General features: G+C 45.6%; 20 protein-coding genes and 2 tRNA genes. 18 read left to right on the top strand and 4 right to left on the bottom strand.

What is annotated here, in order from left to right; all coding sequences use genetic code 11:
- Positions 1-17 precede the first annotated feature (17 nt).
- Both ACEW9J_RS17390 and ACEW9J_RS17385 read left to right on the top strand, forming a co-directional pair.
- Positions 18-2,636, top strand: coding sequence for a DUF927 domain-containing protein (locus ACEW9J_RS17390; protein ID WP_373546366.1), 2,619 nt, complete (start codon positions 18-20; stop codon positions 2,634-2,636).
- Positions 2,637-2,951: 315 nt separating this feature from the next.
- A complete protein-coding gene (locus ACEW9J_RS17385) occupies positions 2,952-3,275 on the top strand; it encodes a hypothetical protein (protein WP_373546365.1) in 324 nt (107 codons plus the stop codon).
- 21 nt (positions 3,276-3,296) lie between these two features.
- On the opposite strand, the gene ACEW9J_RS17380 is transcribed toward ACEW9J_RS17385, so the two are convergent.
- Positions 3,297-3,379 (bottom strand) — tRNA-Ile (locus ACEW9J_RS17380).
- Positions 3,380-3,519: 140 nt separating this feature from the next.
- Between ACEW9J_RS17380 and ACEW9J_RS17375 the strand changes: the two genes are divergently transcribed.
- From ACEW9J_RS17375 to ACEW9J_RS17320, 12 genes are all read left to right on the top strand, one after another.
- A tRNA-Val gene (locus ACEW9J_RS17375) sits at positions 3,520-3,593 on the top strand.
- Positions 3,594-3,740: 147 nt separating this feature from the next.
- Entirely contained in the window at positions 3,741-4,430 is a 690-nt protein-coding gene (locus tag ACEW9J_RS17370; RefSeq protein ID WP_373546364.1) for a hypothetical protein, read from the top strand.
- Positions 4,431-4,457: 27 nt separating this feature from the next.
- Entirely contained in the window at positions 4,458-4,853 is a 396-nt protein-coding gene (locus ACEW9J_RS17365) for a tyrosine-type recombinase/integrase (protein ID WP_373546363.1), read from the top strand.
- Between the two features lie 393 nt (positions 4,854-5,246).
- Positions 5,247-5,513, top strand: coding sequence for a hypothetical protein (locus ACEW9J_RS17360; protein WP_373546362.1), 267 nt, complete (start codon positions 5,247-5,249; stop codon positions 5,511-5,513).
- 148 nt (positions 5,514-5,661) lie between these two features.
- Positions 5,662-8,247 (top strand): hypothetical protein, encoded by a 2,586-nt coding sequence (locus ACEW9J_RS17355; protein WP_373546361.1) that lies wholly within the window; start codon positions 5,662-5,664, stop codon positions 8,245-8,247.
- Complete coding sequence (locus tag ACEW9J_RS17350; protein WP_373546360.1) at positions 8,237-8,590, top strand: hypothetical protein; 354 nt, start codon at positions 8,237-8,239, stop codon at positions 8,588-8,590. The genes ACEW9J_RS17355 and ACEW9J_RS17350 overlap by 11 nt, the downstream gene beginning before the upstream one ends.
- Positions 8,591-9,040 carry a DnaJ domain-containing protein gene (locus ACEW9J_RS17345; RefSeq protein ID WP_373546359.1) on the top strand — a complete coding sequence of 150 codons (450 nt, stop codon included), beginning with the start codon at positions 8,591-8,593 and terminating at the stop codon, positions 9,038-9,040.
- Entirely contained in the window at positions 9,037-9,372 is a 336-nt protein-coding gene (locus ACEW9J_RS17340; RefSeq protein WP_373546358.1) for a RusA family crossover junction endodeoxyribonuclease, read from the top strand. Before ACEW9J_RS17345 ends, ACEW9J_RS17340 begins: the two co-directional genes overlap by 4 nt.
- A gap of 26 nt (positions 9,373-9,398) precedes the next feature.
- The gene (locus tag ACEW9J_RS17335) at positions 9,399-9,926 is read left to right on the top strand and encodes a hypothetical protein (RefSeq protein WP_373546357.1); all 528 of its coding nucleotides are present in this window, start codon (positions 9,399-9,401) and stop codon (positions 9,924-9,926) included.
- A gap of 13 nt (positions 9,927-9,939) precedes the next feature.
- On the top strand, positions 9,940-11,373 hold the full coding sequence (locus tag ACEW9J_RS17330) for a terminase large subunit domain-containing protein (protein ID WP_373546356.1): 1,434 nt from the start codon (positions 9,940-9,942) through the stop codon (positions 11,371-11,373).
- Positions 11,370-11,855: a hypothetical protein gene (locus tag ACEW9J_RS17325; RefSeq protein WP_373546355.1), complete on the top strand. Its 486-nt coding sequence runs from the start codon at positions 11,370-11,372 to the stop codon at positions 11,853-11,855. Before ACEW9J_RS17330 ends, ACEW9J_RS17325 begins: the two co-directional genes overlap by 4 nt.
- A 175-nt stretch (positions 11,856-12,030) precedes the next feature.
- Positions 12,031-12,993, top strand: coding sequence for a hypothetical protein (locus ACEW9J_RS17320; protein ID WP_373546354.1), 963 nt, complete (start codon positions 12,031-12,033; stop codon positions 12,991-12,993).
- Positions 12,994-13,052: 59 nt separating this feature from the next.
- Here ACEW9J_RS17320 and ACEW9J_RS17315 read toward each other — a convergent pair whose 3' ends face one another.
- The 3 genes from ACEW9J_RS17315 to ACEW9J_RS17305 form a co-directional block, all read right to left on the bottom strand.
- Positions 13,053-13,280, bottom strand: a complete 228-nt coding sequence (locus ACEW9J_RS17315; protein ID WP_373546353.1) for a hypothetical protein — start codon at positions 13,278-13,280, stop codon at positions 13,053-13,055.
- Positions 13,281-13,540: 260 nt separating this feature from the next.
- Positions 13,541-13,804, bottom strand: a complete 264-nt coding sequence (locus tag ACEW9J_RS17310; RefSeq protein ID WP_373546352.1) for a hypothetical protein — start codon at positions 13,802-13,804, stop codon at positions 13,541-13,543.
- 171 nt (positions 13,805-13,975) lie between these two features.
- Entirely contained in the window at positions 13,976-14,431 is a 456-nt protein-coding gene (locus ACEW9J_RS17305; RefSeq protein ID WP_373546351.1) for a hypothetical protein, read from the bottom strand.
- A 315-nt stretch (positions 14,432-14,746) separates the two neighbouring features.
- On the opposite strand from ACEW9J_RS17305, the gene ACEW9J_RS17300 reads away from it, so the two are divergent.
- The 4 genes from ACEW9J_RS17300 to ACEW9J_RS17285 form a co-directional block, all read left to right on the top strand.
- Positions 14,747-15,718 (top strand): hypothetical protein, encoded by a 972-nt coding sequence (locus ACEW9J_RS17300; protein WP_373546350.1) that lies wholly within the window; start codon positions 14,747-14,749, stop codon positions 15,716-15,718.
- A gap of 127 nt (positions 15,719-15,845) precedes the next feature.
- On the top strand, positions 15,846-16,238 hold the full coding sequence (locus ACEW9J_RS17295; RefSeq protein ID WP_373546349.1) for a hypothetical protein: 393 nt from the start codon (positions 15,846-15,848) through the stop codon (positions 16,236-16,238).
- Positions 16,239-16,560: 322 nt separating this feature from the next.
- Complete coding sequence (gene xerC / locus ACEW9J_RS17290) at positions 16,561-17,601, top strand: tyrosine recombinase XerC (RefSeq protein WP_373546348.1); 1,041 nt, start codon at positions 16,561-16,563, stop codon at positions 17,599-17,601.
- A 67-nt stretch (positions 17,602-17,668) separates the two neighbouring features.
- On the top strand, positions 17,669-17,764 hold a 96-nt coding region (locus ACEW9J_RS17285; RefSeq protein ID WP_373546387.1), incomplete at its 3' end, for a DUF4277 domain-containing protein.

Raw genomic sequence — 17,764 nt, 5'->3', positions numbered from 1 at the left:
TTTTATAGAGCATAATCATGATTAATTTTTTTGCTACGAGTATCGATGAGCTACATCTCGCAGAATTTAAAGCCAGTGGGATCGCGGATGATATCGCGGCTTTAAACTTCCGTACCTGGAATCCATTCAACGACAACGATTTAGACGACGTATTCACGCTGCTAGTCGAAGAGCCAGCGCATCGGAATAATGGCACCCTTGCGGGTCGCTCTCAAAACGATCTCGCCAATACATTGAGAGCTGAGGGCTGGATCTTCGAGGGATATCTAAGAGTTTCGGTCAAACCAAACTCACCGCGTAAGAATGCCGAAGGCAAGGTCATTAAATATGAGTCGCCCAGGGGGGCAGGGAATCAACAACTATTCGTCCCCCACGTTTCCGTTCGGGTTGCGGCGGAGATCGCTCGGAAACTCGGAATGGTTCGCGATCTCAACCCTGTGCTTGCTTCAGAAGCCGAGGATCGCGAATTTTGGGACTGGTTTCTTTCTACAGGCTTACCGCTAATTATTACTGAGGGTGCCAAGAAAGCCGCCGCGCTAGTGTCTGCTGGCTATCCAGCGATCGCGCTCAATGGTGTCTGGGGTTGGGGGACGAATGAGAAAGATATGTTTGGGGAGATTGAAAGAGGCGATCGCGGTGAAAGTCTCAAGATTTTAAACCCAGACTTAGAGCCATTCTTAGACGACCGTGAAATAGTACTGGCATTCGATCGCGATGATAGTCCGGTAACAATCAGAAAGGTTGAAGCCGCTAAGACCAGATTCCGCGAGGAAATGGAAGGGATAGTGACTGGGGTAACTCAAATCAAGTGGAGTGGGTACAAAGGAATCGATGATTTTATCGTAGCTAAAGGAGCCAAAGCTTTAGACAAAGCCTATGCTAAACGGTTAGAACTGTTACTCCCAGTCAATAAGAACTCTTACTTCACTAGTTCAGTTGAGGATGGATTAGAGAAAGTCACCAATACATCGAGTGAATATATCGGCAATCATTTGGCTGCGATCGCCACAATCAACAATCCCGAACAGGATGGTGGGGCACTGCTGTTAGAGTTCACCACGTTTAAAGGTGAGGTGCGACGGTGGACTATGTTAAGAGCATTTCTCGCAGGTGATGCTAATGCAATTATCGAAGGCTTACTCAGTCGGGATTACAGCTTCAAGCGCGAGTATAAAGGTTTGCTCCTAGATTATCTCTATGGTTTAGGGAAACATATTCCCGAAACCTATACTGTCACGGATTCTAGTGGTTGGGTGGGAAAGTCTTTCGTCCTACCTCATCAAACCTATGGCGATGAAAGCCTCAAGTTCCGCAACGTAGATCCCAGTCCAGACGCAATTACGGAGTTAAAAGGGACTCTTGGGGGGTGGAAAGATACCGTAGCTGCTCGATGTGGTGGTAATTCCCGCCTGATCTTAGGTCTGGGTATTAGTTTCGCTGCTCCATTGTTACCCATCATTAATATCGAGTCAGGTGGTTTTCATTTAGTTGGTGTCACTTCCCAAGGGAAAACGACCATTTTATCTGTTGCGGCTTCGGTAACTGGGATTAAGGATATTCCCCACTGGCGGACAACTACTAATGGTTTAGAGAGTACAGCTACAGCTTTCAATCACCTCTGTCTACCCCTAGATGAAATCGGACAAGCAGACCCCAAAGATGTGGGAAATATCGCTTACATGTTGGCTAATGGACAGGGCAAAGCGCGGATGAAGAAAGACCTCACCAATCGCAAACCGAAGACATGGCAGTTGATGGTTTTATCATCTGGTGAATTTGGAATAGGTAGCTATATGAAGCAAGCCAATATCACCCTCAAAGGTGGTCAGGAGGTACGCTTACCAGATATCCCCGCCGTGCCATCCAGTGCTAAATACGGCTGTTTTGAAACGATTCACGGGGCGGATGATGGGGAGCAATTCGTTACGGGGTTAGAAGCAGCAGTTAAAGCGCATCACGGTACGGCTCTCGCTGCCTTCCTCGCTCGATTAGTAATCGATGCCGCCGACCCCAAGTTTGCGGGTAGTCTCGCGAAACAGGTGCATTTGGTCGCAGCCAAATTAGCCGAAGGGACGATTGATAGTGCGATTGGACGAGTCGCCAAACGGTTCGCATTGGTACAGGTGGTAATGGGTTTAGCTCACAAGTACGATTTACTTCCCTTCCCAGTTGAAGACATCGAGTGGGGGATTTCTACCTGTTTTAAGGCTTGGCTCAAAGGACGGGGTGGGGATGGTTCGATCGAGGTGAAGCAGGCGATCGAACGAATCGAACATCTATTAGTTACCAATGAGTTTAGCGATCGGGTTTATGACCTCCGCGATGGTGATACCAAGACTATCCGTAATTTGCTGGCTTATCGGAAGGTTGGGGTAGAAGGGGATACTGAGGAATTTTGGGTACCGACAACGGTATTCGATAAAGAGTTTGTTGTCGGAGTGAATAAGACGGAGTTGGTGAAAGAATTGCAGCGGCTTTGCTGGTTGTTGCCACCTCGTCCAGATGGCAAATCTGTTCATCAGCGGAAGATTAATAAAAAAGTGAATTATTTCTACATTTTCCCAAAACGTGAAAATGCCAGTGAAGCGGGTGAAGCGCATCCCTCAAAGCCAATCTCTGATGTAACTGTAAAATAAAATTTGCGCTTCACCGATGTTTTTTTTCGTGGTGAAGCGGTGAAGCGCAGTATACATGTTACGATTCACCGCTTCACCGAGATTTTATCCACTAGTGAAGCGAAATATTAGAACAAAACCCTGTGACAGAGGCAGCTTTAGCTAACGCTTCACCCGATTCACCCGCTTCACCCCAAAAATACAGTTTCCGAATTCTGTGTTTGAGATTGACTAAACAAGATTGATTAATTTCTACAGATAGGGTGTAGATCGGATTCAGTCATCACCTCAATTAATTTTTTGTACATCGCGCACTGCTACCGCCTATTTTTCTATATGTCCAACTCCGAACTTGCACTGCTGCGCCAACAAATGGCAATTTTAGAAACTCGCGTCAAGCATTTGGAAAAGCCTCCCAAACAACAATGGGTGACTAGTACTCAGGCAGAGAAAATACTCAATGGAAAAATGAGTTCATTTCAAATCCGCAAGACAATCGACAGGGCTATAGATAGACCTGAAAATTCGACACTAATCGCTGGAACACATTTCTTGGTCATCGCTAATGCAGAGGCAGGGGGCAAGAATGAATATAAAATTAATATCCCAAAGTGGGATGAATGGATGATTTCAACTAGTTTGGCACTAGGCACAAACTAGGCACGAGTTATTGAGTTAAAGTCCAAGGTACAGGAATCGAACCTGTCTAGAGCTTCCGCTCGCGGATTATGAGTCCGCTGCCTAAACCGATCGGCCAACCTTGGAGACATTCGATTATCTTAGCATTGACAATCGACAATTGACTATCCGACATCTTCTAACTACCGATTTAAAGCTGTAGTTAGATAACATCGATCCAGTATTGACTTCTACAAGTTTTCTATGCTAAATTTAGAAACCGCAGGGACGTATAGCTCAGTTGGTTAGAGCGCATCGTTGACATCGATGAGGTCCCCCGTTCGAGTCGGGGTACGTCCATAGGGTTGGAAAGGTAAGCACTGGTAAGGCTTTTAGGAATCAAACACATCCTAACAGCCGACTTCTTTGCGTCTATATACCTAAAAATAGGGTGCTGTTTTGGTGGGTTTGGTGATTCTGTTGCCCCACGTTTCGCCCCACAAATTTATGCACATCGAAGAAAGAGGGAAGTCCCTCATCATCCGCTGGCGTGTTGACAGCAAGAAATACCACAAGACTCTGAAGAACCATAACAATCCTGTTGGGTGGTTGAATGCCAAGTCTTTAATGGCATCGATCGAGAAGGATATTCTATCGGGACACTTTGATCCCACGCCCTACACCGATCGGGGCAAGGTCAAGAAACAGAATATCGATATTACTGCCAGCGAACTATTCGATAAGTATGCCGCTCACCGAATAGAGAATTGGGAATTGTCCCACAGCTCACAGGTGCGATTTAAGGGCATCTCATCCAAACTCAACCAATTTCTAGGGGACAAGCCAGCGTCCAAGGTTACAACCGATATCGCCGCTGATGTCATTGCGGCATGGTCTGAGCAAGCATCAAACCGTACTATCCGAGCGTATCTGTTCGACTTGGCGGCGGCTTGGGATTGGGCACAGAAAGAGGATATTTACGCACTGGGAGCTGTTAACCCTTGGAATAAGTCCCTAGACCGACTGAGGAGGAAGAAGTTACCAGATCCAAAAAAGCCTAAACCCTTCACGATCGCCGAACTCAAAGCGATCGCCCAAGGGTTCCGCAATCATCCCAAACACTCGTACTATACCGACGCGGCGATCTTCATCTCTCAGACTGCTTGTAGGTTTGGAGAGATGGCGGCTTTGCGGTAGGGCAATGTTGGGGAGAGTTTCGACACTGTGATATTCACGGCAAGCGTTAGCCGTGGGCACCATCGCGACACTACTAAAACGGGAGATTCTAGATCTGTCTCGACTACCAAAACAGTGAGAGAGATGTTGCGATCGCGTCACCAGTCAACAAACCCTAGTCCAGACGATCTAGTCTTTCCCGCTCCCAAAGGTGGATACATGAATGACAACAGGTTCAGGGGGAAGATCTGGAAGCCAGTTTTAGAGAGTTGTGGAATCGACTACCAAAAGCCCTACAACCTCCGCCACACGGGAGCATCACACGCTGCGGCTGGCGGTGCGAGTCTGGCAGAAATTAGCGAACAGACGGGGCATAGCAAAAAAGTACTGATGAAGACCTATCTACACGCGATCGATCGAAAGTGTTTGTTTGTCGATTTCTAGCTGGGTATGGAAGATACATTTTACTTGTGACAAGTAAAATGTATCTCTAAATGTTGTTCGCATTTTGCTTTATTTTGCTTCAATATGTACCTATTTGCTTGGTTTTTCTGCGACATTTCATAAGTTTTCTATAAATATTTGACTTGAACTAAAAATAGTTCAAACTCTTGTCTAACAAAGTTTTTAGTATTTATACTCAAGTCGCAAACACAAGGTATGTTTGTTTTTTCTGATTAATTTTGTGGTTTCACAGATTGACAGAAATTAAAATTTAGATATTATTTAGATATGCCTTGCCAGCAGCAAAACCTCTTTTAACCAAACCAAACAAAAACACCCGACACCCCGAAAGGATGTCGAGTGACATCAAAAAACGTACCTCAATTATCTCCTATGTCTAAGAAGCTACAAACTCCCGACAAATTTAAATTTATGACCGAGCGATCGATCAGACAAGAAAAATTTGAGCTGACTCGCTGGCAGTCTGCCCAACTCCGAACCAAACTCTCGAAGGGTATTTTCTGGATTCAGCTTGAAAAGGGCGGTTTAATCCATTGGAATGTGACTTTACTACAGAGCTACCTGCTCAATGGGCTAGAATCCCCTATTACTCAGGCTTTGGTAGAAGAGTATGTGTCTACACTCCCCCAAGTGGCATAAAACAAAGCCACCCACAGAGGCGCGAATCTCTACGGGTGGTTTCCAGCATCAAGGGGGACTTGGGCTAGATCGAATCTTAAATTTTGTGACTCGATCTTAACATATTCCCCTTGATGCTCTGTAAATCCTACAAAACAGCAGCATCATTATGTACAACATTCGAGAGCATCTATCGGCATTAACCCCGTCTAAGGGATCGACAAGCAAATATCATTGCCCTGTATGCAACGGTGACGATCTAGATATCAACAAAGAAGGGGCTTACAACTGTTTTAGCGGCAACTGTGAAAAGAAAGACATCCGCAGCGCGATCGATAAGCTAGAGGGTAAGCCAGAATGGAAGCCAGAGAAATTCGTTAAGACTATCCGCCCCAAATCTCAGAAGGAGTATTTCTATCCCGATCGCGATGGTAACTCATTAGTAAAAGTGGCGCGAGTCGATGATGGGAAAGGGAAAAAGAACTTTTACCAAAGTCATTGGGACGGGGGTAAGTGGGTAAAGGGTAATCCCGATGAGGTCAAGAAATTAATCCCAATTTACCGATGTGCAGAAGTCCAACAGGCGATCGAGCGCAATGAATTAATCTTTTGGGTCGAGGGAGAATCTACAGCCGATCTACTCTGGGAATTAGGCATCGCAGCTACTACCACTATTGGCGGTTCGGGCGGCTATAGCATCTATGGAGATTATCTAGAGGACTTGAAGGAGGCGCGGCTAGTCTTAGCACCAGACAGGGACAAGAATGGAATTAAATATATTGCCAACATCGAACGAGACTTCCCAAGTCAGATCGAGGGTTATTACTTGGCGGGCACTGTTGGGCTATGGAAAAAGCCAGAAGGGGGGATGGATATCGGCGATGACGTTCGCGATCGTCAGCTAAATAAGGAGCAGATTTTAGAGAAAGTGATTCGCCCTGATGAGTATCGGGAAGCGATTGCCCCCAAACCCAAGGTAGACAAACAGAAAGCAGAACAACCCGAAAAAGAAGATCGAAAGACAGGCGGCGATCGGCTGTTGGAAATTGCTAAGACAGCGACTTATTTCCATACCTCAGATAAAGTTGCCTATGCTGACGTGACGATCGAGGGTAATCGCCATACCTACGCCGTTCGCTCCAAAGCTTTTAGACTATGGCTGTCGGGTGAATATTTGGACAGCACCGAGAAAGGAATCGGCTCTCAGACGCTTCAAGATACGCTCTCGACATTGGAAGCGATCGCCATATTCCGAGGTGAAACTCGCGAGGTTTATTTAAGAACAGCAGAGCATCAGGGGAACATATATCTCGATTTGGGCACACCAGATTGGAAGGCGATCGAGGTTGATGCAGTCGGTTGGCAGTTGGTGTCAGATTATCCGGTCAGGTTTTGGCGACCAGATTCGCTGCTAGCCTTACCCTACCCAGTAGAGGGGGGAAGCCTGGACGATTTGAAGGAACTGCTGAATGTGGATGGGTCAGCATGGATTTTAATCATCACATTCTTATTATTTTGTTTCTGCCCTGGTAAAACATATCCGGTACTAGTAATTTCAGCTCACAGAGGCAGCGGAAAGACAGCAGCAGCAGAAATCATCAAAGGGTTAATCGATCCTGGTAAGGCGGCTCTAATCAAGCTTCAAAGCGACACCCATAAATTAGCTGTATCAGCTACCCGCCGTCATCTGATGGTCTATGACAACGTGGGTCATATTAGCCCAGATCAGTCCGATGACCTATGCCGAATTGCGACGGGGTTCGGTTTCAGCACCCGCACTCTACATACCACAGATGAAGAAACCACCTTCGAGTTAACCCGCCCCCAAATCATCACAGCGATCGATGCCCTGGTAACTCGTGATGATTTAGCCGATCGGGTGCTGATGGCTCAACTACCAGAAATCCCAGCCCAGAAGCGACTACCGCAAGCCGAATTAAATGCCACGGTGGAAGCAGCCAGACCACAAATTCTAGGGGCATTGTTGACGGCTCTGAGCCAAACACTGGCACAGCTACCCCACACTAAACCAGAGAGTTTACCTCGGATGGCTGACTATGCTCTGTTTGCGATCGCCAGTGAAAAAGCATTGGGACTGGAAAAGGGCGATTTTATAAAAACCTTCGATGAAAGTCGTGAGCAATCCAGACAGGTAGTAATTGAGTCATCGCCAGTTGGTGAAGCGATTGTGCGGTTGATGGAGAAAACCGACTTAGTGTGGAAAGGTACCGCATCACAGCTACTCAATGAGTTAGAAAAGCACACCGACGAAGCTACTTATCGATCGCGCTACTTCCCCAAAGCGTCTAATAGTCTTAGTCGCCAACTAACTCGATTAGCTCCCGATCTTAAAGCGTTGGGTATAGAAGTCGGGTATTTCCGAGAAGGGCAAGATCGAAACAGACTTATCTGCTTAGAGAAGGTCGTAAAAATATCGTCCATACCGTCCATACCGTCCATAGATGATGCTAAAGCCAGTCAGGACAATGATTTGAAGGAGGACGATATAGCGGACGATACACGGACGATATCTGATGTTACGGACGATATAGCGGACGGTATTACAAATACGGACGATACACGGACGATACCACCTTCATATATCGTCCACCCCGAAAGTTCACCAGGGCAAAGGGTTCAGCCTATGGCGGACGGTATGGACGATATGGACGATAAAAAATCACTATCCTCTAGCCAAGTAGACAAAACTAGTAATTTAATCGAGATACCAGAGGCAACCGACGATGAATTCTAAATTGCTAATCGGATCTATTGTTTATGGGGCGGCTGGAATCGGCTGCAAAGTGCTGGCAATTGAAGGCGATACTCTAACGGTTGAAACTCCCAAGGGGACGCGTAAAATCCCATCATCCAAGGTAGTGAAGGTAGAAACACCCCGCTCTATTTTCAACTTCAAGCTAGGCGATCGAGTGGAATATATCGGCACAGACTTCAACCTAAAGCGGCAATACGCGGGGGCACTGGAAGTTTGGGAAATATCCAATAAAGATATCAACTCTTACGCCTGTCTCAAGCCCGACGGACGGGCAACGAGTTGGATCGAGTTTGCAGATCTTCAACTGTTGGAGGCTACCTAGATGACAACTTGCTACCAAGTTTTAGAGCTAATACCGCCCGTGTCAATGGCTGAATTGAAAGTTGCATACCGAAAGGCGGCGGCTCTCCATCACCCCGATCGCGGCGGGAGTCACAAAATGATGGTGGTGGTAAACGATGCTTACGAACAAGCCAAATGGGAGGTGCTACGGGCAACTGATAAACCCAACAGGCACCAGCGAACATCGCCCAAGCCCAAGCCGAACGATCCGCTTGCAACTTGGACTGAGGTAATCGACGAACTAATTCGACGACAAAAGCAGAGAGGTTACAAAAAAGCGTGGGTAACATTTAAGCTGCTGAGTAGTCGAACCCAGATTCCGCTTGATGCGTGGATTTACCTAGCCGATAAATTCAACTACATGGAAAAATGGGCTGGGTACAAATTTGCTGAGTGGAAACCACCATCGGAACGGGAGGATCTAAATTGAATTACCAATTAACTGGAAAAATCACCCCAAAGGCTAGACCCAGATTAGGGCGCGGTGGTGCCTATCTCCCATCAAATTATCGGGATTGGAAAGATGACGCGATTGCCCAACTTCTCGCCCAATCCCGTCCCCCCGAACCAATAGCTAGGGCTAAGGTATCGATCGCCATTGGTGGCAAACAGCGAGGGGATTTGGACAACATCGCAGGTGCAATTTTAGACGCTCTGGTTCAGTCTGGGATACTGCTAGACGACAGATTATCTGTGGTATCTAAGCTATCGATCGAACACTTTCCCAAGTTGGCACTAGGGGCAAATATAGAATCAAATTAACGGTAAACACGTAGGAAATATAGTTTGTGAATGAGTTACTAATTGACGACAAAAGTAAGCATAAGCCTAAGCGAAATGCCTTCCAGACAGCTAACGATCGAAAGTTGGCGATCGAACTATTGAGCGCGGGAAAACCATACTCTCAGATTGCGAAACACATCAGTTCAATCAGGGAGTACAGCCTGTCTGCTGAACAAATTCGATACGATGTCGGAGCTATTCAAGAGGAACTAATCGCTTCAGCAATGGCTCACGGCTTGGAAGCGATTGCTGAAGAGTTGGATAAAATCGAGAACCTATCGATCGACATCTCGCGTCGAATCGCTACATTCAGGGATGACGATCCAAAAGTTGCACCATTTCTCAAGCAGATGGAATCGTTGGCAGCACGGAAAACTTACCTGACAGGGGGTGATAACTACATCAAGGCTCAAGACTTAAATCAGGCGATCGAGAGAGTAACCCGCGCTGGATTCAAGATAGTCGATCCCATCGATGCTCTCACCAGAGATGAACCGCTAGACATTCAAGCTGAGGTAGTAAATGCTGACTAGTGGATTAGATTGGATGCAGCCTAGCACACGCGCCAAGATAGTAGGCAAGGGCAATTCTAGACATAAGCCTCTACCTACTAGTTGGGCTGACTTTGCCAGACTGACAGAGATTAGATCGGGTGAGGGGATTATTAGATTCAACCCCTACAATTATCAAATTTCCCTGATTGAGTCGATCGAGTCCCACAAGCTCACTGTAGTGGGCAAGTCGAGACAATTAGGGATTAGTGAAACAGTCTGTAATTACTTCCTGTATAGGGCTTGTGTCGATCGTTCTGTGTTGGCAGTAGTTCTAAGTTTGGGACAGCGAGAAACTATCGACTTGGCGCGGCGGGTGCGGTTCGCGATTGAGAGTTTGGCACCAATGGGCATCACCACAAGTACTGACACTCTGACTGATATTCAGATTAATGGCGGGGGGCGGCTGCTGTTTCGTCCCAGCAACGAGAACAGCACTAGGGGCTTGCCAGCGGTCACTCATGCCCTGCTAGACGAAGCTGGGTTTGTGGAGAATGTCGATCGTATTTACCAAGCCATAATCCCAGCTACATCTACAGTCGCTAATCCCAAGATAGTAGTCGTATCGACTCCAAATGGTTCGCAAGGTTTCTACCATAATCTTTTATCTAATGGCGATACCGATTTGGTTGGGATATGCGATCGCATCCGAGACGGCAGCATCAACCCTTACCAACAATGGAGTGTAGCCAATACAGGTAAAGTTCTAATCCACTGGAAATGTCATCCCAAGTTCAGCCAGCAGGAAGACTATCTCGATCGGATTGCTCAAGAAACAGGACTGAGCGAAACAGTTATCGCTCAAGAGTACGATCTGTCATTCTCCGACCAAGACGAAGCGGTATTCTCAGCCGCAATTGTCAGAGCGGCGGCGACACTCGAAAATATGAGTAAATCATTTGACAACGATCTGGACTATTACATCGGGGTTGATGGTGCTACGGTGGGGAATGATTATACCGTCGCGATCGTTCTCGAACACAACCCAGCTACATCTGTATATTCAGTCTGCGATTTGTACCGGAAGCGGAAGGCATCGATCGAATCGGATATCTACCAAATTGGGGTACTACTAGACAAGTACAAACCAAGAAGGTTGACGATCGAGTCTAATGGTGTCGGTCAAATCTTTGTAGAGCAATTAACTAAGAACCATCCAGACATTAGAGTCAAGGCTTTTCATACTTCTCAAGAGTCCAAGCTTGGAGCGATCGAGCGTTTGGTTTTGGCACTAGAGAAACAGGTTTTATTCATGCCAAGGGTTTCGCCGATCGTCTGTGAAATGCTAGGATTTAGAAGAGTGGGTAAGAAACTACAAGCCTGTTCGGGACAGCATGACGATACTGTAATGGCGTTAGCAATTTGCCTGAGCCAGACACCATTCACGCCTAGAGAAAACACCCTAAATTTAACATCATCGTATTCATGAATAAGTACCTAATCGCTAATTTTAATGACTATCTAGGCTCGACTTTCTGTATCTTTCACTCCGAAGTAGAGAACCAGTGGAACTTAACCGATTGTGTTAGTTCAAACACGATCGACCCGATCGACGGAATCGAAAAGATCGCGGTTAAAATAGAGAATTTATCAAGCTACGATCTGGTAACAGGAGGTAGCAATACAGTACGCGATCTACTCAAAGAGCGATTTGGGAACGATATCAGAATGGGCGAACCAGAGGGGGCGAACCAGATTGTAGAGATGCTACGGAGTAAAAAATTAACAATTGAGAGACGAATTTCTCAAGATGTCTCCGACGACTTGAACGACCCCCAGAGGTTAGAAAATTCTCGACTATTAAAGACAATCGGGCTGGCTTGCCGCTCAATCTTAAACCCAATTTATCCGTCTAGCTTCGGTGGAGATCCAATCGATGAAGACCCTTACAAGCGTTTTAGCCGCTGGTAAAAATTCAACTAGTAAATCTACAAGAAAACCCCTCGATCTTATGGTCGCGACCGAGGGGTTTTCTTGTGGACTATAGCTAACTACTATAAGGACTCAAATCGATCGTAACAACTAATTCAACAAACCTAATATAATAGTAACTATGAGAAAGAAGATTCACAAGAAATCGAAAGTTATGCAAGCAGAACCAACCGAACAAATCGCGATCGACTTCCCCAAATACATCACCCCAAAAGACATAACGATCGTGTGGGTGCTGTCGGAACCAAACCCACACGATAGAACCGCCAAGCAATTAATCGCAAATCGAATCGAGAAGGATTCATACTTGCAATCTCATGTGTACCAAGCAGATTATGTCAAGGCGATCGACTCGGTTCTATTCCATAAACATTGTAGAGTCTACAAGGTGATTCCACCATTCAAAAATGGTGAGTATTACTACCCCGATCGAGATTATCCCATCCGAGATATGCTACTGGATTCGATCGAGAAGAGCGAACAACAAGAAGCGATCGAACAACCAGCACTAGATGCGGTCAAATCAAAAATCGATACCCAATTAGAACAATTACCGCTGTTGGCAGAAACCGAGTCTATAGAAAATATAGAGGAAAATATAGAGCCTATAGAGTTGCCTCTCGATCGATATAAACTACCTTTTAATACCCACGTCGCCGTTAATTTTAAGATTCCCTCCCATTGGAGAATCAAAATCGATCCGGTGGGTTCAATTGGCAGTAAAACATCAACCGAGCTGATCGAAATTGTGTGCGAAAACGATCGAGAAACCATTGACAAGTTAATGGCAGACCCGACAAATATTCCCCTGGTACTAGATTCGATATTATTTAAACGATACCTGAACAATTTTCGAGCTAAACCGAGAAAGAATGATGAAGGGTATCATTTGTACCCCGATGGTTTCAACGACACAGTTCTAGAGATGTTGCAGTTGTTTGAAGACTTTCTACCCCTCGATCGAGCGATAAAAGATCGCAAGTACAAACGCCAGCAAGAGCGAGAAGATTACGGTCAGAGACTCAAGCAGTTTTATCTCGATCGCCGAGCGGGAATAATCTACCCAATCCCGATCGATCCAGATCTCATTCATGCTGATGCTGATGCTGTTGCATAGAAGAGTACATTGACACTCCCCGCATGTTTAGCGGGGGGTGTCAATGTACTCTTTAACGATTAATCGTTAGTATGGAATCGCTCAAGTCGATCGCCAAAATCAGTCAATTTCTCTTCAAGTATATCTACTGAATCGAGATCGATATCGATGTTTTCTTCCTGCGATAACCAGAACAAAGATCGCTGATGTGTCTTGAATAGCCCGATTATTGTGGACATGTCGCGACTAAGAGTTACTATTTGTGGTTCGCTTGTCAATGCAGTAGCCGTGTCAGTTTCAGTATTCATGGGTTATCGATCGGGGTGAGTTGATTATTGAACTAGAAACAGGTGAGGAATATCTTTTCAATTGGTTGACAGCATCAGCGAGAATTCCTGTGAAGTAAGTCTCTCAATGTCTCAATTAAGGCATAGCTTATCATATCTTGCGACTAAATTAAATAGCTATTTGTAAATTGGGAAAGGGTTGGCAATCGAGCATAAAATTAACAATTTGTGAATTCACAAAAATGTTAATGTTTAAGTAAAGAAGTAATGTTGAAAAGTGCCTATTTCTGCATAGCAAATAGGGTGGGGTGTGGGGAAGTAGTCGTCAATTCGGGGACTAGATATCGCCATATCCCCGCTAATATTGGAGCTAGGGAAGCGATAACCCACACCAACGATGTGAAACCGATCTTGACGACTAAGAATGCAGTACCAAAGAACAGAATGGCAACCAGCGCAACGATCGAGGCTTGCCGATGCTGGGTTATGGGTATTGGCTGTGGTGCTGGAGTCTCATTGTTGAGCTTTTGTAATGTAGCGTTCATGTCGGTTAAGGTTTGGTTAAGGAGTAAGGGTGTCCCAGCCCCGTGTAGAGGCTGGCTGAGTGGTGGTTAGAGGTCGAAATGGCGAACAGTCTGGATAAACATCGTGGTATACTAAACACGGATGAGAGCTAGACTTTTACTCTAACGGTTGAAACCCTTGTGGAGCAAAGCTTAGGCTATTGAATAAAAAGTCCATCCTGTAGCCGTTTTGAGTATAGCTACATCTTTAATCGCTGTTGCTGGAAGCTCGATCGATGTGGGTATACTGGCTGCGGTTGTGAGGCAGTGAGTGTAAAGCTTGCCCAATCGCTCGATGTAGTCAGCTATCTCCACAGAGCGGGAAGGCTGTGGTTCAGTCTGAAAACCCATTTGCTGCTTTAGCGTGATAGATTCAGTAGGGGCTACAGGGGCTAAATTAGCGGGTTCATCCACCAGAGATACTTTCCCTTTGCTATCGATCGCCAACTTCACTAGGGAGCCATTGGTGAGGTGCTTCATCTCTCCGACGTTGCGCCAAATGGTATGTTTATTGCCTTGTCCGTCGAAAGCGTCTGCTACAGTGCGTTCGCCGTGTTTGGTGTTGACTGTTCGAGGGGAACCGTGCAACCGAGCTTGAATTAACTGCATAATGGTGTTGAACCTTTTCTAATTTGTGGTTTTGGTTTGACAAAACGATCGCTTACTTTTTGCGGAGAGGCGATCGTTTTGTCTTGGGATGCGATTTGGTTTACTTGGGTCAGGCTTGCGAATCGCGTTCGTTTCCATATATATATTATGTCATGATGCTAGTATGTTGTCAATATGTTTATACATACAATATGCTTATGTTAGTAAAGCTTACATACACTTATGCTTATGTCATGACTAAAGCACTTATGTAGTGATATAATGATAGATGTAAATACAAAATACTAACGTATGACTGACTCTAATCTAAGTATCATGACAACTGACAGCGATATGGATACAAGTACTAATGTCATGACAGATGATAGTATGGATGTCAACACAGGTAATAGCCAACCGCTTACCCGTACCATCGGTAAGCCCAAACAGGACAAAGATCCCAACGCGCTGAAGATTGCCAGTTTCAGGACTAAAGAGGGTGTATGGGCTGAATTCTCAGCTAAGGCAGAATCGGACGGACTCACCGCGACTGATGTGCTTAAAGCAGCTATGGATCAATACCTAAGTGGTGAATACGATCCTCGTGTAATTGGCATTAGTACAACCGCTAGACATACTAACAATGGTCTAACACGTAATGATGTTTTAGAGATTGTAAGTACAGCCATCAGTACAGAACGAATTAACTCTTATATCATGACAGTTGTTGGTACACTGTCAATATATACAGCTAGTGACGTAAGTACAGCCATACATACGGCTATCGATCTACTGAGAGCGGAAATGAACGGTTCTTTGTTAGAACTTGAGACTTTCACTCGATCGCAGTTGGCAGCGATGAGGGATGAGTTGAGAGCCATTGCCGATCGTGCAACTACCGAGCCGATCGCCAACCCAGCCCAAAACCTGACGAAACCTGATATCGACGATGTGCGTGAAACTGAGTCGATCGCTAGTCCTCACAACACTGACAGCAACACACCTAGCGATCGGGTAACTGACGATCCGATCGCTAATCCCACAAACACCAAACCAGACAGAGACACAGATAAAAATCCCACCAAAAAAACTTGGGGTGAGTTCTTTAAAATGGTTGGAATTGAAGCTATGCCAGCTTTAGATGCTCAGAAAAAACAAGATACTGATACTCGCACCCAACAGATAGAGCGGGGGCTTCAAGCGGCTAGAGACTTGGGCTTGGGTGAATGGACTGCCAAATCAGTGGGTCGATCGTTCGTGCGAGTTGATGCAACTCCAGAATCCCCACTACCTCTATTCCCAAACTAATCAACTAGTTTTTACGCTCTGCCGTATAATCGAAATAACCCCCAACCACAGAAGGAAGGGGGTTAGATCGATCGAAAGACTGTTATCACCAGCGCGATCGAAGCAAACAAGTTACTTACTGAATATTATGACATCAGCAACCGATACAGACATTAGAGAAATTAAGGATTTAATCGCGGCGGGGAATGCTACGACTCAGAAGCAGATCGATCGACTATTTGCGGCAACAGAAGCCAACACTAAAGCGATCGAAATAGTCACTAAGGCAACTGAAGCTAACACCAAGGCGGCCGCCGATCTAACAGCATCATTCACCGGACTCCGTGAAGAGGTGCGGGTAGGCTTTGCCAAGGTCGAAGGGGAGTTTAAAGCCTTCGATGAGAAAATGAAAGGTTTCGACCAGCGGATCTCAACTGGTGAGTTTGCCAAGCGCGGTATCACGATCGGAGTTACTGTAACAGTCGTCGGCGGGGTGTTGCTAGCCTTCGGTAAAATCTTGTTCTTTGGCAAGTTAATTTAACACTACTATTGGTAATTACCCATACTCTAGAACGGCTGAAATGAAGGATTTGCCCCACATTTCGCCCCACGTTCGTTTCCGGTAGAGCTAGAAGCTTTACCATGCTTACCTTTTAATAAACGAGCTGCATCGTTGACATCGATGAGGTCCCCCGTTCGAGTCGGGGTACGTCCATAGGGTTGGAAAGGTTGATAAATAAGGGTTTCTGGGAAGTAATATAACTTTTCAGGAACTTTTGTATTGTCAATAAGCTTTTTGCTAAGTGGGTTAAGGGGTGTTAATGGGGGTCAATTTTACCCCGCTCATTACCCCGCTTAATTTAATGAAGATTCAAATCGAAAACCATGAAGGTCGGCTGAGATTGCGCTGGCACGATGGAGATAAGAGACATACTCTCGCTCTTGGTGTTAAAGATACACCTGTCGGTCGATCGCTGGCACAGATTAAGAAAGCTGAGATCGAACTAGATTGGCAGACAGGACACTACGATCGAACTCTACTCAAATATCGTCCGAGGACGATTGGGAAGACTGCGACCGAGATATTAGCACCCGAACTCTTTCGGCTGTTTAGCGAACACCAAGCCAAGTATAAAGGCGTTTCTAGATCGTCGATCGAGTCTCGCTATAAACCGATCGTCAGAATGCTCGAAAAGTACCTGAATAAACCCGCTCACACAATCGGGAAGCGTCAGGTTGATAACTTTGTGGCGATCTGTCAGGAAACTATCTCTGGTCGCACGGCGAAGGAACGATGCTGGTTGATTCAATCGTGCTGGAACTGGGCTAAAGATAAGTACCATCTGACAAATGAAAACCCTTGGGTGGATGTTGCGGTGAGGTTCCAGATTTTACCCAGACAGCAGGTTAAGCCGTTTACGATCGCAGAATTACAGGCGATTCGATCGACGATCGCCAGTCATCCTCAATATCGCTATTACTCTGACTTTATTTCATTCCTGACTAATACAGGTGTTCGATTTGGTGAAGCTGCGGGGCTACGTTGGAAGCATTTAGGGGCGAACTACACCACAGCTTGGATTGGTGAGAGTATCAGTCGCGGACACCATAATCTGAAAACTAAGACAGGCAAGGCAAGAACGATTCAGCTCCCACCAACATTACAAGCGGCTCTATTGCTGCGATATCAGAAATTACAGCCCAAACCTGACGATTTGGTGTTTCCGGCTGTCAAGGGTGGTGCGATCGACGATAACCGCTTTCGATCGAGGTGCTGGAAAACAATATTAGAAATCTGTAACCCACATTCCGCACTTCAATTTTCACGACAAATACTTAGTCTTATTTGTTACTCATTTAAAAATGAATACGCAAGCAAAAAGACTAAAACAAGTCCAAGCTAATACTACATTTGAATTATCGAGCCAGTGATAAGATCGTGGATAAAACTCCCACTAACTTTATAGAGAAATGAATTTTAAACTAGAAGAAATTGAAATTAAAAATCTAGATCACTTAGGAATAGTTGCGGGAATTATAGATGAAATAGGGATCGTAGAGAAAGTC

The organism is Chamaesiphon sp., from assembly GCF_041737865.1.
In the GTDB taxonomy this organism is placed as follows: Bacteria; Cyanobacteriota; Cyanobacteriia; order Cyanobacteriales; family Chamaesiphonaceae; genus Chamaesiphon.
The sequence above is the reverse complement of the archived record's forward strand: the minus strand, read 5'-3'. Positions and strand labels throughout refer to the sequence as shown.

Excerpts from the sequence above, each read along its gene's own strand:
- ACEW9J_RS17315 (WP_373546353.1), bottom strand. The coding sequence starts at position 13,280 with ATGAATACTGAAACTGACACGGCTACTGCATTGACAAGCGAACCACAA.
- xerC (WP_373546348.1), top strand. The coding sequence starts at position 16,561 with ATGAAGATTCAAATCGAAAACCATGAAGGTCGGCTGAGATTGCGCTGG.
- ACEW9J_RS17370 (WP_373546364.1), top strand. The coding sequence starts at position 3,741 with ATGCACATCGAAGAAAGAGGGAAGTCCCTCATCATCCGCTGGCGTGTT.
- ACEW9J_RS17385 (WP_373546365.1), top strand. The coding sequence starts at position 2,952 with ATGTCCAACTCCGAACTTGCACTGCTGCGCCAACAAATGGCAATTTTA.
- ACEW9J_RS17330 (WP_373546356.1), top strand. The coding sequence starts at position 9,940 with ATGCAGCCTAGCACACGCGCCAAGATAGTAGGCAAGGGCAATTCTAGA.
- ACEW9J_RS17310 (WP_373546352.1), bottom strand. The coding sequence starts at position 13,804 with ATGAACGCTACATTACAAAAGCTCAACAATGAGACTCCAGCACCACAG.
- ACEW9J_RS17345 (WP_373546359.1), top strand. The coding sequence starts at position 8,591 with ATGACAACTTGCTACCAAGTTTTAGAGCTAATACCGCCCGTGTCAATG.
- ACEW9J_RS17305 (WP_373546351.1), bottom strand. The coding sequence starts at position 14,431 with ATGCAGTTAATTCAAGCTCGGTTGCACGGTTCCCCTCGAACAGTCAAC.
- ACEW9J_RS17295 (WP_373546349.1), top strand. The coding sequence starts at position 15,846 with ATGACATCAGCAACCGATACAGACATTAGAGAAATTAAGGATTTAATC.
- ACEW9J_RS17350 (WP_373546360.1), top strand. The coding sequence starts at position 8,237 with ATGAATTCTAAATTGCTAATCGGATCTATTGTTTATGGGGCGGCTGGA.
- ACEW9J_RS17320 (WP_373546354.1), top strand. The coding sequence starts at position 12,031 with ATGCAAGCAGAACCAACCGAACAAATCGCGATCGACTTCCCCAAATAC.
- ACEW9J_RS17300 (WP_373546350.1), top strand. The coding sequence starts at position 14,747 with ATGACAACTGACAGCGATATGGATACAAGTACTAATGTCATGACAGAT.
- ACEW9J_RS17355 (WP_373546361.1), top strand. The coding sequence starts at position 5,662 with ATGTACAACATTCGAGAGCATCTATCGGCATTAACCCCGTCTAAGGGA.
- ACEW9J_RS17390 (WP_373546366.1), top strand. The coding sequence starts at position 18 with ATGATTAATTTTTTTGCTACGAGTATCGATGAGCTACATCTCGCAGAA.
- ACEW9J_RS17360 (WP_373546362.1), top strand. The coding sequence starts at position 5,247 with ATGTCTAAGAAGCTACAAACTCCCGACAAATTTAAATTTATGACCGAG.
- ACEW9J_RS17325 (WP_373546355.1), top strand. The coding sequence starts at position 11,370 with ATGAATAAGTACCTAATCGCTAATTTTAATGACTATCTAGGCTCGACT.